Origin of the sequence: Alkaliphilus transvaalensis ATCC 700919 (genome assembly GCF_000621485.1) — a bacterium.
Lineage (GTDB): Bacteria > Bacillota > Clostridia > Peptostreptococcales > Natronincolaceae > Alkaliphilus > Alkaliphilus transvaalensis.
Window position 1 is genome coordinate 126,578 of record NZ_JHYF01000015.1, and the last position, 16,151, is coordinate 142,728.

12 protein-coding genes are annotated in these 16,151 nt (G+C 34.0%); 10 read left to right on the forward strand and 2 right to left on the reverse strand.

All coding sequences use genetic code 11. From position 1 onward, the window contains the following. The first annotated feature begins 38 nt into the window (after positions 1–38). From T335_RS20575 to T335_RS0112035, 8 genes are all read left to right on the forward strand, one after another. The gene (locus tag T335_RS20575; RefSeq protein WP_084281265.1) at positions 39–2,771 is read left to right on the forward strand and encodes a calcium-translocating P-type ATPase, PMCA-type; all 2,733 of its coding nucleotides are present in this window, start codon (positions 39–41) and stop codon (positions 2,769–2,771) included. Between the two features lie 314 nt (positions 2,772–3,085). Continuing rightward, entirely contained in the window at positions 3,086–4,186 is a 1,101-nt protein-coding gene (locus T335_RS0112005; RefSeq protein ID WP_026477776.1) for an HpcH/HpaI aldolase/citrate lyase family protein, read from the forward strand. Next, entirely contained in the window at positions 4,167–6,647 is a 2,481-nt protein-coding gene (locus tag T335_RS22920) for a phosphoribosyltransferase (protein WP_051569285.1), read from the forward strand. The genes T335_RS0112005 and T335_RS22920 overlap by 20 nt, the downstream gene beginning before the upstream one ends. Then, complete coding sequence (locus T335_RS0112015) at positions 6,647–7,468, forward strand: HAD family hydrolase (RefSeq protein WP_026477777.1); 822 nt, start codon at positions 6,647–6,649, stop codon at positions 7,466–7,468. Before T335_RS22920 ends, T335_RS0112015 begins: the two co-directional genes overlap by 1 nt. 79 nt (positions 7,469–7,547) lie before the next feature. Further along, complete coding sequence (locus tag T335_RS20585; RefSeq protein WP_051569286.1) at positions 7,548–9,176, forward strand: YceG family protein; 1,629 nt, start codon at positions 7,548–7,550, stop codon at positions 9,174–9,176. Between the two features lie 122 nt (positions 9,177–9,298). Beyond that, positions 9,299–10,549, forward strand: coding sequence for a LysM peptidoglycan-binding domain-containing protein (locus T335_RS21680; RefSeq protein ID WP_051569287.1), 1,251 nt, complete (start codon positions 9,299–9,301; stop codon positions 10,547–10,549). A gap of 275 nt (positions 10,550–10,824) precedes the next feature. Further along, the gene (locus T335_RS0112030; RefSeq protein ID WP_026477778.1) at positions 10,825–11,724 is read left to right on the forward strand and encodes a PhzF family phenazine biosynthesis protein; all 900 of its coding nucleotides are present in this window, start codon (positions 10,825–10,827) and stop codon (positions 11,722–11,724) included. A gap of 36 nt (positions 11,725–11,760) precedes the next feature. Continuing rightward, positions 11,761–12,456 carry a phosphorylase family protein gene (locus tag T335_RS0112035; RefSeq protein ID WP_026477779.1) on the forward strand — a complete coding sequence of 232 codons (696 nt, stop codon included), beginning with the start codon at positions 11,761–11,763 and terminating at the stop codon, positions 12,454–12,456. 248 nt (positions 12,457–12,704) lie between these two features. Here T335_RS0112035 and T335_RS0112040 read toward each other — a convergent pair whose 3' ends face one another. Beyond that, positions 12,705–12,998 carry a spore coat protein gene (locus tag T335_RS0112040; protein ID WP_026477780.1) on the reverse strand — a complete coding sequence of 98 codons (294 nt, stop codon included), beginning with the start codon at positions 12,996–12,998 and terminating at the stop codon, positions 12,705–12,707. 30 nt (positions 12,999–13,028) lie between these two features. Beyond that, complete coding sequence (locus T335_RS20595; RefSeq protein ID WP_051569288.1) at positions 13,029–13,289, reverse strand: hypothetical protein; 261 nt, start codon at positions 13,287–13,289, stop codon at positions 13,029–13,031. Between the two features lie 381 nt (positions 13,290–13,670). Between T335_RS20595 and T335_RS0112050 the strand changes: the two genes are divergently transcribed. Together T335_RS0112050 and T335_RS0112055 are read left to right on the forward strand one after the other, a co-directional pair. After that, the gene (locus tag T335_RS0112050) at positions 13,671–14,762 is read left to right on the forward strand and encodes a D-alanine--D-alanine ligase (RefSeq protein WP_026477781.1); all 1,092 of its coding nucleotides are present in this window, start codon (positions 13,671–13,673) and stop codon (positions 14,760–14,762) included. Further along, the gene (locus tag T335_RS0112055; RefSeq protein WP_026477782.1) at positions 14,759–16,144 is read left to right on the forward strand and encodes a UDP-N-acetylmuramoyl-tripeptide--D-alanyl-D-alanine ligase; all 1,386 of its coding nucleotides are present in this window, start codon (positions 14,759–14,761) and stop codon (positions 16,142–16,144) included. Before T335_RS0112050 ends, T335_RS0112055 begins: the two co-directional genes overlap by 4 nt. The last annotated feature ends 7 nt before the right edge of the window (positions 16,145–16,151 follow it).

Sequence of the window (16,151 nt, forward strand, 5' to 3'; positions counted from 1 at the left end):
TATTCTTTCAGAATTGATTAAACTAAGGAGATGAATATATGAAATATGATATTAATGGCTTAGATACCATAGTCGTTAAAAAATCAAGAGAAGAACATGGTTCAAATCGTCTTACACCTCAAGAAATTGAGACTTTTTGGGATAAGTTTAAAGGAAACTTTGAAGACCCAATTATTAAAATTTTAATTGTTGCACTAATTGTTAATGTCATTTTTATGTTTTTCGGAAAAACAGAATGGTATGAGTCAGTAGGGATTGCTGTAGCTGTGGTATTGGCAACAATGATAGCAACATGGTCTGAATATAGTAATGAAGAATCTTTCCAGAAGCTACAAGATGACGCTTCAAAAATCGTATGTAAGGTTTTTAGAGATGGAAAAATTCAGGAGATTGCAATTGATGATATTGTTGTAGGTGACTTTATTTTACTACAAACAGGAGATAAAGTGCCAGCAGATGGTAAATTGCTTCATGGTGCATTGAATATTAATCAAGCCTCCTTAACTGGTGAGTCAAAAGAAATTAAAAAGCAAAGTATCCCAGAAAATTATCCAAGGGATAAAGAAAACACAGATTTAAGTAACCCTTATGATATTTATAGAGGAACATTAGTTGTATCAGGTGAAGCTGTTATGTTGGTTGAAACTGTTGGAGATAACACCTTCTACGGTAAATTAGCCCAAGAGATGCAGACCGATGACAGAGAGTCTCCATTAAAGGTAAAACTTAATGTTTTAGCTGAAGGGATTAGTAAGTTTGGTTATATTGGTGGTACACTTATTGCCCTATCCTTTATGTTTAAAAAAGTAGTGCTAGATCATGGGTTTAATTGGGACCAAATTTCAGTTTATTTATCAAACTGGCAAAATCCTGTAAATGATTTAGTTACAGCTGTAATCCTTGCAATTATTATTATCGTAGTGGCTGTACCGGAAGGATTACCAATGATGATTGCAATGGTGCTTTCCCTAAATATGAAAAAGCTTCTAAAGGATAACATTCTTGTAAGGAAGTTAATCGGGATCGAAACAGCAGGAAGCTTAAACATCCTTTTCTCAGATAAAACTGGGACAATAACAAAAGGGAAGTTAGAAGCAGTAACCTTTGTAAATGGTGATGACAATGCTTTCGCTAGTTGTGAAGAGATTCCTAAAGCATTAGGAGAGCTATTAAATTTATCTTTAAGAAAAAATACTAATGCCATTATTGAAGAAACGAGAGATGGTGACTACCAAGTAATCGGTGGAAACGCAACAGAGAGGGCATTACTTCAGTTTGTTTCTTGTACAAAGCTAGAAGATGTATCTTTAGAAACGGTTAAGACGATTCCCTTCTGTAGCGATAAAAAATATTCAGCTACCCAAGTTAAAGGGGATTATAATTTATCCTTAATTAAGGGAGCACCAGAAAAAATCATAGATCAATGTGATTTCTATTATAATGAAAAGGGTGAAGTTGTGCCCTATAAAAACAAGGGTAAACTAGAAGCTACAATTGAAGAATTGGCAGCAAAGTCAATTCGTGTTATTGCAATTGCCACTTCTCAAGAAGTTCTACAAGAAGATGAGAAGTTTACGAAATTAACTTTAGTTGGGATCATTGGAATACGTGATGACTTAAGAGCAGAATCTATAGAAGCTATTGCAGAGGCAAAGGCAGCAGGAATCCAAGTTGTAATGATAACAGGGGACCGTAAAGAAACAGCTGTAGCCATTGCTAAAGATGCAGGCTTATTAGAAAGTGAAAGAGACGTTGTTTTAACATCCCAAGAGATTCAGGAACTATCAGATGATGAACTTAAGGCATTACTGCCAAATATTCGAGTAATTGCAAGAGCACTACCAACAGACAAGTCTAGGTTAGTAAAAATTGCTCAAGAATTAGATCTAGTAATCGGGATGACAGGTGATGGTGTAAATGATGCACCCGCATTAAAACGAGCAGATGTTGGATTTGCAATGGGTAGTGGTACAGAGGTTGCAAAGGAAGCTGGGGATATTGTTGTATTAGATGATAACTTCCTATCTATAACCAAATCTGTATTATATGGTAGAACCATCTTTAATAGTATTCGTAAGTTTATTGTATATCAGTTGACAGTTAATATGGCGGCCATCTTAATTGCCTTTATAGGACCATTTATTGGGGTTGACCTACCCCTTTCAATGACTCAAATGTTGTGGGTAAACCTTGTAATGGATACTTTAGCAGCCCTTGCATTGGGTGGAGAAATGGCTCTACGTAAGTACATGCAAGAGCCTCCTAAAAGAAGAGCCGAATCAATTATTAATAAAGATATGCGGAGTTCTATATTACTAAATGGTTCTTTTATTGCGGCAATGAGTATTTTCTTCTTAAAATCCTCTTTTATCCGTGACGCCTTTAGAATTGGAGCAACAGGAAAAGAAGATATTTATATCTTAACAGGATTCTTTGCCTTCTTTATCTTTATTAATGGCTTTAATACCTTTAATGCCCGTACTGTAGATTTAAATTTATTTAATAAAATTACAGGTAATCGTGGTTTCTTAAAGGTAGTAACCTTAATCTTCTCTGTACAAATTGTTTTAACTTATGTAGGTGGAGAGGTATTAAGAACAAGTGGACTAAACTTAGTAGAATGGGGTTATGTAGTTCTGTTATCAGCCCTGATCATACCTTTAGACTTAGCAAGAAAGCTGATCAGAAATACCTTTTTCCCTACTAAAAACACAGTATCTCATCTTCAACAAGAAGATCTACAAATGGTAAGTGAAGATAAGGTAGCATAGTCGAAAGAATTATAACAGGTTAGTAGAATATTTCTTCTGCTAACCTGTTTTTTTATGGTAAAATATTTCTATATATTTGGATAAACTAACTATTTTAGGAAGGATCTATTTTTTATTAGTTGAGGAAATTGCAATTAATATAAATTTAATATATATTTTATATTAATGTTAATGGTAATAATATGTTACTTATTGTACAATTAACAACGAAATTATTTAGCATTAATAATTAATATTAATCTAGAATTAATGATGGATTTTTCTCAATCAATTTATTAAAAACAAATAACCTAGATTTAGGAGACGTGGGAATAATGAGATACTTTAATCATATGGACTTAGGAAAATTAGACCTGTTTTATAGATTACCTCAACCCTTTCAAAGAAGAGGCCCGAAAGAAATATTAGCCTATGGGTTGGGGGCCACCCTGTACATGCCAGCCACAAGAAAAAATATATTAGCTGATCTATTATCCGATAAGCTTAGGGGTTTGAAATCAGTGGTGATTTGTCTTGAGGATGCAGTAGGTGACCAAGAGATTAAAGAAGCTGAAAATAACTTAATATTACAGTTTAAGGAGATTATTAGGGCTAAAGAAGAAGGACAACTAGACTATGATGAAATACCTCTCATTTTTGTTCGAGTGAGAGGAGTTGATCAAATTTATATGATTGCAGATGTACTTAAAGGAGATCAACTATTAAATGGCTTTGTTTTTCCTAAGTTTAATTTAGATAATGGCAGTAGATATTTAAAGGCATTGAAGGAAGTAAATCGAGAATATCAGCAAAATCTTTATGGCATGCCAGTGCTAGAAGACAGAAATGTTCTTTATAAAGAAAACCGTATAGAGAATCTGCAGCAACTTAAAAGGCTACTTGATGAACACAAAGACTTAATATTAAATATTCGTATTGGCGCAACGGACTTTTCTAGTATTTTTGCCTTAAGGAGAAGTGTAGATACATTAATTTATGATATAGCAGTTGTCCGTGACTGTATTGGAGACATTATTAATATTTTTGGTAGAGAAGAAACAGATTATGTTTTATCGGGGGCTGTTTGGGAATATTACAGTAATGAAGAAGGTTATGACTTAACAAAGAAGGCCTTGTCTGGCTTAGTAAAGGAAGTATTGTTAGATAAAGAGAATGGTTTAGTCGGAAAAACCACGATCCATCCCAGTCAAATTTTACCCATCCAAAGCTTGTATGTTGTCACCCATGAAGAATATCTTGATGCTACTAAAATATTAGACTTAAAGGATCATGGTAATGGGGTTATAAAAAGCCAATATGGAAATAAAATGAATGAAGTAAAACCCCACTATAATTGGGCAAAGAAAATTCTAATTCGCTCAAAAATCTATGGGGTTTTAAAGGAGGGCATAAATTTTGAGCAACTACTTAAATAACAATCATCAACTTAGTTCTAATACTTATCATTTAATTAATGGCTTAACGATGGAACTATTTATAAAGAAAAACCCTTATAACCTTCCTTTAGAATCTTTGTTTTCTCTAGCAACTAGAAAAAACCCTAAAAGAAGCTTTCTGTTTGTAAGTAAGCTGTTGGGTAAGCATATTCCTGTTAACCCTGCCATCTACCAGCTAGGGGGTAGAGCATTGGCTTTAAGAATGGTTGAAGAAATGTATGCTAAGCTTAAAGCTGAAGAAGTTGAAGAAATCATTCATCTGCTGAAAAACCATGAAGGATGCAGTAATAATCACCTTAGCCTTTTAAGTCACCCATTACCTTTACAAGAAAAAGCAACCTTTATAGGATTTGCAGAAACAGCAACGGCTTTAGGACAAGGGATGTTTGATAGTTTTTTAGGAGATCATTGTTACATCCATACAACTAGAGAAGAAATTCCTCAGTATAAAGGTAAAATTGAATTTAAAGAAGAACATTCCCATGCAACCAGTCATTATTTGTACAATATGAATGATAGTACCTTTAGTAAGGATCGAATGATTGTGTTGGTGGATGACGAACTAACTACAGGGAAAACAGCCCTAAATATAATAGAAGCCCTACATAATAAATACCCAAGAGAGAAATATGTTGTGGCATCAATTTTAGATTGGCGTTCTGAAGCAGATCGGCATGCTTTTAAAGAAAAGGAGAGAAAGCTTAACATCACCATCGAAGTAATTTCTTTAATTGAAGGAGAATATCAGATATCTAATAGAGAACAAGATACTGAAATAATGATCTCTTTAATAGCTTCTGAGGTGACAAAGGAATTAAAAGATTCCCAAATCAATTATTATAGATTGGACGAAGTGCTTAAGAAAAAAGTCTCCTTTGGCGATATTCCTTATCTAGTAGAAACAGGTCGTTTTGGAATACATAGTGATTCAAAGTTAGGATTACATCAAAAATTAAGGGAGACAGGGGAGTCTTTAAAGGCAATTAGAAAAGGAAGTAATACCCTATGTCTAGGAACAGGTGAGTTTATCTATTTACCAATGGTAATATCAGCTTGGATGGGGACTGGTATTAAGTTTCATTCCACTACTAGAAGCCCCATTTATCCTTTTCATGAAGAAAGCTATGCTATTAACAGTGGCATTAATTTTAAAAGTCCTGAGGATGAAGAAGTAGTTAATTACCTTTATAATATCCCTTCAAATTATTATGATGAAGTATTTATATTTCTTGAAAGGGAGAGAACTGAAGAGCAATTAAAAAGCTTACTAGAAGGAGTAAAGTCTAGGGGTATTCCTTATATTAACATCATCACCTGCATAGGGAAGGATGAAAAACCAAAGCTTGGTAGTTATCCAAAGGAGGATGTAACCTTTCTTTTAAAGGAACTAGGGGAAAATCTTCAAGAGAAGGATACACAGGTTAGAGAAAAGGAAATCCAAGGGGGAACCCATTATTCAGAAATGCTCCCAGTAGAGTATAGGCCCTCTCAAGAATATATTGATTTATTTCATCAATCTCTAAAGGATTCTGGAGAAAAATTAGCAGTAGCAGTTGGGGTTGTAGCAGAAAAAATAGTAAAGACAAGAGGGAAGAATTTAGTATTAGTATCCTTAGCTCGGGCAGGAACCCCTATAGGCATCCTGATTAGACGCTATTTAAAATATCGTTATGGGATGGATTTAAACCACTATAGCATTTCAATTATTCGAGGAAAGGGTTTTGATCTAAATGCTTTGAGACATATCATTAAATTTCACCCCGGTAAAGAGATACAATTTATTGATGGGTGGACAGGCAAGGGAGCAATAGCCAGTGTTTTATCCCAGTCCTGTGACCATGTAAGGGAAGTAATGGGAATTAATCTTGACGACAGTTTAGCTGTATTAGCTGACCCAGGCCATTGTTCAAGGATTTTTGGCTCAAGGGAAGACTTTCTTATTCCTAGTGCATGTTTAAATGCAACGGTTTCTGGTTTAATTAGTAGAACTGTTCATCGTACAGACTTAATTGCTGAAGGAGATTTCCATGGGGTAAAATTCTATAAAAGTCTGATAGATGAAGACCTTTCTAATCATTTTGTTGATCATATATCCGCCTACTTTCCTAAAGTTATTAAAGCAGTAGAAGAGGAATTAGAAGTAGAATTAAAGAAAGGAAAAATCTCTTCTGAAGTTACCTGGAGAGGACTAAAGGATATCGAGACAATTCAGAAAGAATTTAATATAGAAGACATTAATTTAATCAAGCCAGGAATTGGCGAAACCACAAGAGTATTATTGCGGAGGGTGCCGTGGAAGGTGTTGGTTAAAGATGTTAACCATGAAAACCTTAAACACATTTTAGTACTGGCCCAAGAAAAGGGGGTAGAGGTGGAGGTTTATCAAAATATGACCTATCAATGCTGTGGACTAATAAAACCTTTAGGGAGGAAAAAATAATGTTATTTGCCTCGGATTTAGATGGCACATTAATTTTTAGTAGGCGTTATCTAGAAAGCATGGGGAAAAGTAAAATAAAGCGTATTAGGTCTATAGAAGAAATTGATGGAAAAGAAACCTCCTATATTTCCCAGACAGTTATAGAGAAGTTAAAATTTCTAAATAATAAAGCTTTCTTTGTTCCAGTAACCACTAGAAGTCTTCATCAATACAATAGGATTACCCTTTTTAAAAATGAAATTAAACCTCATTATGCAATCATTAGTAATGGCGGTATCATATTAGAAAAGGGTGTTCCTATGATGGAATGGCAATTGAAAATACAAGATAGACTTAGTAAACAATTGATTAATAGGGATGTCGTTTTAAGGAAATTTGAAGAGACGAAGGCTAGTAAATGGGTTACATCAATGAAGGAAGTCGATGGATTATTTGTCTATTTTTTATTAGATCGTGAAAAAATACAGAGAGAAGAGTTAAATCCTTTTCTAAAGTGGTTAAAAAAGAAAGCGTGGACGGGATCTCTACAGGGGAGAAAATTATACTTAATTCCTAATTGCATCAATAAAAGGGACCCAGTTCTATTTCTAATGAAAAAAATAGGTCAAAATCACTTCGCTTCGGCAGGAGATTCTTTTTTAGATTTACCGATGCTGATGGCTGCCGACTATAAAATAATACCTAGTCATGGGGAGCTAGTAGAATGTTTAGGGGAAAGTCTAAAGAAGGAAGGGATAAAATATACATGTAGAAGGGGAATTGATGCCAGCGAAGAAATTGTAGACTTTGGAATTAGTCTACTAGAGGATCATCATTCCTAAGGGATAAAGATAGTTTGTATTATCCTAAGAGAAAGTCTTAGCCTACCATATTCGTTATTCTAGAAAGGAGATTTCTGCCATGGAAGAAAAAAAACCTAAAGTTAGCAAGATTAACATTGTAAAGGGAATTACTGCTACTCCATACAGAGATATATTTCTACCAACTAAAGATCGTGACGGCTATTTTGAAGGGGAAGGAGAAATATCAATACCTGTATATTTTTATAGGATTATTGGAATTGACGAAACCCATAGCTACGAAGACGATCTCTTCAACTTACATCAGGGTTTATTGGAATTAGACCATTTATACCTAAAATTTGAAGATGGACTAGAGTCTTACGTACCTAACAGCTTTATAGAACAGAAACGGGATCAAATTGACTTCAACAGCTTAGAGGAAATTAAGGCAGAAAAGAATTTTAGTAAAGCAACAACCATTCAGCGATTAGCTATTTTGTGTCCTTATAAAAATAAAATGATTGAAGATAAAATCACTGAGATTTTAAACCTTTATATCAGTCAATATCCACAAGTAGAAGTGGTGAAAAACTTCTATATAAAACTCCTTTACTGGATAGAAAAGTACATTATTTCTCAAGTTAAAAATCTTCAATATGGTGAAGAGAGCCCTAAAGTCCTATTTTATGGAGATATTAGAAGAGACGAGGTTTTCTTCTTAATATTTCTATCATTATTAGGGTGGGATATACTGTATATTAACCCGCTAGAAGAAGGTGGATTTAGTAGTATTGCTAATATTGAAGATTACGCTAATCTACTAGAATATCCAAAACGAGGTATCATTAAGGAATTTGCCAGCATAGAGAAAAATAAGAGAAAAGAGACAATTGCTTATAAGGCTTCGGTAGAAATTAGTCAAATAATCCATTCGGAAGGAAGTGGAATCTATAAGCCTTGGCAGTTTGAAGATTATGAAGTAAAGGCCATTCCCCTTAAGACTACCTTTGAAGAATTATTTATTCTATGGAAGGAAGAAGCTCGTTTTAGGGAAGGATTTAAGGTAGAAAACAAAAGAATATCTATACCAACGATCTTTGCTAAAGTCAGCGGAGTATCTAGGGATATGGACCAATATTGGAATTACTTCAATGCCCTATTAGAAAAGAAAGAAAATATGATATTATTAGAACGAGTCCCCTTTATTTCAATACCAACTCCCCAAGTAGATTACAGTTTATTTAATCGTGATGGGAGCTTAAATTTAGAAAAGGTAAAGGGATTGAGGGAAAATCAATTTAAGTATCTAAAGTCATCTGTTCAGGATTTAATCTTTAATACAATTAATTATATGGTTACAACAAACCTATTTATTGAGCCCTTAACGGAAGCCTTTAAGATTAAAATTTTATATACCATATTATCAATTCATAAAAGTTATCTAGAGTTACTGCAAAAATTTGACTTTCCTTTTGATGTTCCTAAAATTGTTGTATTTGATAAGGATAAAGATCGTTTTTCTAAAGAATTTACAATTATTCTTTGTTTTCTACACTTAGTAGGTTTTGATATCGTCATCTATACCCCAACAGGCTATAACAATATAGAAAACGGTTTGAATAAATCCTATTATGATCTTCATAAATTAGAGGACTTAAACTTTAATTTAAATTATATGGGCAAAAAATTTCAACAACAGGAAAATGGAAGCTTATTAAAGAAAGGTTTCTTGTGGTTTTTTCAATAAATTAAATAGGTATCCATTATATTTACTACTCCCACTTTTTTCTTATAGATATACAACTTTAAGTAGTGTATCATAAATTATGTAAACCTATATAAGAAAATAGAGGGAGGTGTTTCTTTTTGATGAAAAAATTTCTTCGTTTCTCTGTTGCAAGTATGTTATCTTTACTAATTATGCTACCTTCCTTTGTTAATGGAGCACAAGTCCACAGAGTTTCTAGGGGAGAGACCTTATTTACCATTGCTACCAATTATGGAATTACCCTAAATGAGTTGATTAACCAAAATGGTTATCTCAGAAATCATAATAATATTTCTGCTGGGCAAGTTGTTATTATTCCACAAAAGAAAGAAGCTAATATTTATGTTGTAGGTGAGGGAGACTCTTTATTTAAGATTTCTCAAAATCTAGGGGTTTCCGTAACAGATTTAGCAAAGGAGAATAATATTACTGATGTAAATCGCCTTTCGGTCGGGGAAAAATTAAAGGTTCCCAATGGGGTTATTAGACCAACGAAGTCTGGAGCTTCGACAGGTGAGTATATTGTAAAAAATGGCGATAGTCTGTTTAACATTGCTCAACAATTTGGGGTTACAGTAGCCGCCCTTGGTGAAGCTAATAACTTGGGTGACTGGAATTTTCTCTATGTTGGCCAAATTCTTAAAATACCAACAGCCCCAACACAACGTACCCAACAACCTGAAGCATCCTTTAAAGAGACAACGGCTTCACTGGTTAGCATGTATCCAAATACTTTTTTTATAAAAGGAGCTTCTAATACTAATAAGATTGCACTAACCTTTGATGACGGTCCAAATCAAAAATATACAAATGAAGTTTTAGATGTTTTAAAACAATATAATGTACCAGCAACTTTTTTTGTAATGGGTGCTCGAGTTGATCATCACCCAGAAATTATTAATCGAATTGTAAGGGAAGGACATGTAATTGGGAATCATACATGGAATCACCCTGACTTAAGAAGGGTTTCACAAGAATCACTAGTTAATGAAATAAATCAAACTGAGGATAGTATTTATAAGATTACTGGTTTAAGAACTGCATTAATGCGACCACCCTATGGAGCCGTTACTAGAGAATCCATAGAAGGATTAATTAAAGAAGAGTATAAAATTATTAATTGGTCAGTGGATTCCATAGACTGGAGAGATCAGGATGTTGGCCAAATACTGATTAATACTTTACCTGACGTTCGACAAGGTAGGATTTTATTATTCCATGATGGTGGTGGCGAAGGACAAAGTCATGCCGCTACAGTAGCGTCTCTACCAGAAATTATTCAAACATTAAAGTATCAAGGCTATGAATTTGTAACTGTAGATGAATTACTAAATATACCTGCCTATAAATAAGTATTAAAGCAAGTCTGTATTCTAAAGAATGTGGACTTGCTTTTTTCATGCAGATTTTCCATAAGACTAGCAATAGAACCTTTCATCAATGCATGCTATGCTAATATAAATTTAGCGTTATTGATTTAGGCAATTTCTTTAATCAATGATGAAGGAAATGAGGGTGATAATAGAGAATAAAAGTAGAATGTTAAATTTTGGTTTAGAATGAAGTAATAGAGAAAGCAATTGATTACATCAGTTATTTTCATAATTTGAAGGGTGGTGGTTATTGCATGATTAGAAAGAAAAGATTTTTAGTTGTTAATAGTTTTTCTCTAGGAAACAAGGGTGGGAACCCTGCTGCGATCTTTTGTGATGGAGAGGGAATTTCGCAGGTAGTAATGCAAGAAATAGCGAAGCAACTTAATTTAGTTGAGACGGTATTTGTACTGCCTAGCAAAGAAAAGGATATAGACTTTCAAATTAAGTATTTTACCCCGTCGGAGGAAATTGCTTTAGCTGGACATCCAACAATAGCTGCCTTTGTTGCTCTATTAAAAGAGGGTAGAATAAAGTTAGAAGAAAAAAATGAATACAGTATACAAACCCTGAAGGGAAGGCAGTTTATTAGTGGGGATAATCATAATGGGGATATTGTTTTTACTATGAAATTTCCAGAACCTATGTTTATCCCACTTAAAATAGATAAAAAGAAGATTGCCCGAATTTTAGAATTATCTGAGGAAGATCTACTAGATACTTTACCAGTGGAAGCGGTGGATACAGGGCTGGGGCACTTAATTATTCCTGTAAAATCCCTTAATGCCCTCATGAAGATTAAGCGGAATACTAAGGTTTTAAAGGAGTTCTGTAGCGAAATTGGCGTAAGAGAAATACAAGCCTTTACCTTTGAAACAATTGACCAAGGAGTCGATATACATACCCGCAATATCTGCCCTAGAGAAGGTGTTGAAGACCCTGCCTGTGGCGTAGGAAACAGTGCTGTAGGAAGCTATCTTCTAAAGAATCATTATTTAGATCAATTAGAGGTAACTATTAAGGCTGAACAAGGACATATTGTAGAAATGCCAAGTTTAATAGAGATTAAGGTAAATAGAAATGGAAGGAAAATTGAGGTTTTTGTCGGAGGAAGTGGTAGGGTTGTTATTGAAGGGGATTATATCTTAGGATAATAATAGTTTTAAAGGTCATTTTAAGGAGGAGCTAAAATGGGAAAGTGGGCAAGGCATGAATATGGTAGAGAAAAGTTACCTAAAAGGTGTTACTTATTTGCAGGAACAACTCCAGAGGATGTTAAACAGAGCGTTATTAAACAATATGATGAAGTTATTTTCCATAAACATGATGTTTATGAAAGATATATTGTAAAAGCTGATACTAAGGAAGATTTATTAATCTTTCAAGCCTACGGGGCAGCAGTTGTAGCAGATGTATTAGCCATTTTAAAGGATGGAGAAGTAGAAGAGATCATTTTTATTGGTTCAGCCTTTGGTTTATCAAAGACCCTAAAAACAGGGGATATAATTCTGCCAAACAAAGTACAATGTTTAGATGGAATCACTAATTTAATTGATTCAGTAGAGTATGTTGTTCCTAATGAAATATTTAGGTCTGAGTTAATCACTAATTTAGTAGAAGGTAATGTTGAATTTAAAGAAGGTTTAACCGTTTCAGTACCAACCACTTTTTGGAGGTTAGCTGGGGAGAAGTTTGATTCAAATATTATTGCTTTAGAGATGGAATTATCAGCATTTATTCATTTTACATCAAAGTTAGAGGTGAAGTCAACAGGGGTGTTAATTATTAGCGACACAATTAACCATAGCTTATTAGATGATCAAACATTACGATTCAAAAACATCGCTAATTTATTTTCAGTTATAAAGGCTACAGAAGGACAGTAGGACCAAAAGGAGCCCTATTATGAGTAAAATTATAGGAAACTTGTTAATTGAATTGATGAGGGTCTATTAAAGGAATATGCCTTCTTCAGAGATGTTTATCAAGATTTATTAATGTTTTCTTTATTAAAGAGGTATTGGGTTAATTAGTAGAAAATAATATACAAAAAAACATCCCCTAGTACAAATCTCGATGCTTGAGATTTTGAAAGGGGATGTTTTTGTCTATCATAGGCTAATTAGAAATTATTCTATTGTTGTAATGTTGGAGCAGTATCAGCTGTTTTCATGTCAACCTTCATTTGTTCTTGTGGGTCATTAACATGATAATACCCCTTTTTCATCATAAATCTAAGAATTTCTTCATGGGTGTCAATAGATGTATCTAAATGTCTCCGTAGAACATCTCTAACCTCTGGAGTTGTTGTTTCTGATAATGTAATGGCATAGTTTCTCACGGCAGATTTTGAAGCAAGTAAGAAATCAGTTGCAATCACTTGCTCAGTCATATCTCCCATTTCAGCTAGACTTTGTAAAATGTTCATCCTACATATACCTCCTCGTAAATTACTAAATTAGTGTCTTGGAGCCGTTTCTGTACTAGTACATTCTTTAGAAATATCTGATGGAGCCAGTAAAGAAGTTTGAAGCAAATGTTGAAGCTCTTTGATCTGTTCTTCAGTCACTTGAAAATCTCTTTCAATAATTCCTTTTAATACTGGGTCTTTAACTAAAGTTGCCATGACAGATGATTTTGCTAAACAGACAGTCTTTAGGGCTAGTAAATCACGAAGCAGGAAGTTTTCATGGGGTTCTATTCTTTTATCATTATTCATATGTCCCATCCTTTCAAAGTTAAAGTGATAGAGTATATTTTCCCCTTGTACTTGTAAAACTTGCACATTCATTTGAGGAAATTGCATATTACCATAAATTTGAATTTATATTCGTTTTATGCAAAGGTGAAAGCTGAGTCGTGCATTGAACACTAAACAGCGAAGTTTTCATTTTGCATTAATATAAATTTAATAATAATTATGCAATTTCCTCAATTATTTGGAAAAGAGTTTTTAATCTTAATAAAATCTTAATAATTTCTTAAAAGCTTTCTTCAGTTTTTTTGTAAATTAATCTCTTATACTAGAGTTACGACTTACTAATACATGGCGCTAAAGCTATAGTAGATAAGATTAATTAAAAACTGAAGGAGGATGAAGATGAAAAGAAATATACATGTAATTTATGGTGGGAAATCTGTAGAACATGAGGTTTCCTTTAAAACAGCTACTTTTATTATCAATAGCCTAGATAGGGAAAAATATCGTATTTTTCCTGTCTATATTACGAAGGAAGGGAAATGGCTGCAACTTAAAGAAATTCTGAAGGAAGTTGAAGATATAAAAGAATATCATGAAAAGGAAAGCGTGGACTTAAGAAGCTCAGTAGCCCATACCATGGCAGATTTTCTGTTAATGCTTAAGGGAGATGAAAGCAATGTTGTTTTTCCAGCATTGCATGGTACTAACGGTGAAGATGGCACCCTTCAAGGGCTATTAGAATTAATTGAAATTCCCTATGTAGGTAATGGCGTTTTAGCTTCAGCAATAGGAATTGATAAAGTAGTAATGAAGGACTTATTTAGTAAAGCTAATATTACCCAAGTAAAATATAGATCTTATACAAAATATGAATGGGATCATAACCAAGAAAAGGCAAAGGTAGAGATAGAAGAAGAGCTGGGCTACCCTTGTTATGTTAAGCCTGCAAAGTTAGGTTCAAGTATTGGTATCAACCGATGTGGGAATCCCACAGAATTATTAGCAGCTGTTAAGGAAGCCTTTCTATACGATCATAAGTTAGTAATTGAAGAAGAGGTCGTGGGAAGAGAAATGCAAATTGCAGTAATAGGAAATGATAATCCCAAAGCATCTGTAGTGGGGGAATTTATCCAAGAGAGAAACTTTATGGATTTTAATGCAAAGTATATTGATGGAAAATTAGTTGCTGTAATACCTGCCCGTTTATCAGGAGACATAAGTGAAAAAATGCGTAGAACAGCAGAAGATGTTGCTAGACTATTAAACTGCTCTGGCTTAGTTAGGGTAGATTATTTTGTTACGGAGGATAACCGCTACTTTGTAAATGAAGTCAATACGATGCCAGGCTTTACAAAACTAAGTATGTTCCCTGCCTTGTGGGAAAAAACAGACGGTACAACCCCTACTCAATTAATGGATAAGTTCATTGAATTTGCTATAGAAGCTCATCATCAAAAGCAGGTTTTATTAGATGGGAGGCTAGAAGCATGATTCAACGAAAGTTAAGGGAAGTAGAAATTATGGTGGGTGGTACTGGTCTAGAGGAGATTTATAAAAGCATTTTAATAAAAGGGGTTTCAACCGATTCTAGAAAAATCCTTCCAGGTCAATTGTTCATACCAATAAAGGGAGAACGCTTTAATGGACATAAATTTATCCATAAGGCTATGGAAAATGGAGCAGTTGCATCCTTGTGGAATCGTAGTGAACCCCTTCCAGAGGTGGATTTCCCTTTAATTCTTGTGGAGGATACTGTAGATGCCCTACAAAAATTGGCTAGAGAATATCGTATGCAGTTAAAAACAAAGGTGGTGGGGATTACAGGAAGCAATGGTAAAACATCTACTAAAGATATTCTTGCAGGCATTCTGAATACAAAATATAAAACAGCAAAAACTTTTGGAAATTTAAACAACTATCTAGGTGTACCATTAACCCTATTAGAATTAGAGGAAGATACTGAAATGGCAGTAGTAGAAATGGGGATATCGGAGGTGGGCGAGATGAGATTATTAACCTCTATCGCAAAACCGGATATCGCTATTATTACAAATATAGGTGAAGCTCACTTAACAACCTTAAGAACAAAAGAAAATATTTATAAAACTAAATTAGAAATTGTAGAGGGGTTAAAGGAAGATGGGTTGTTGATTTATCTAGGGGATGATCAGGTGCTAAGGGATAAAATTCATCAATTAAACTTAAAGCAAACTTTAATATCCTTTGGAGAACTAGAAGGAAGTAGCTACCGCCCTATTCTAGAAAGTATGACAGATGAGGGTCTTAGATTTAGATTAGAAGGTATAACTACTGTAGAAAGCTACTTTTTACCTTTACTGGGTAAGCATCAAATGTTAAACGCAGCAGCTGCCATAGGAGTTGCCGATTATTTAAAGATTCCCACCTATTTAATTAGAGAAGGTCTGAAGAAGATGAATATCACTGGAATGAGGAATGAACTCATCCACACAAGTAAGCTTACCATATTAAACGATGCTTATAAATCAAATCCATCTAGTCTAAGGGCGGCAATAGAGACTTTATATGGATTAACTGGTTATAAACAAAAAATTGCGGTTTTGGGAGATATGGAAGGGATAGGAGATGATGAAATAAATTATCATAAGGAAATCGGTGGAGAAATAAAACCAGATCAAGTAGATTATCTTTTCACCATTGGACCCCTCTCCAGCCATATTGCAAAAGAGGCAAAAAATAATTTCTCTAAAAATAGGGTGATATCTAGCAAAAATAAGCAAGAGCTGATCTCACAAGTGAAGGAAGTCCTAAAAGATGAGGCCATTATATTAGTTAAGGCGTCCCGTGGTCTAGAATTAGAAGAAGTAGTGGATTCTTTGTTAAAAGAAGGATAAAATAATA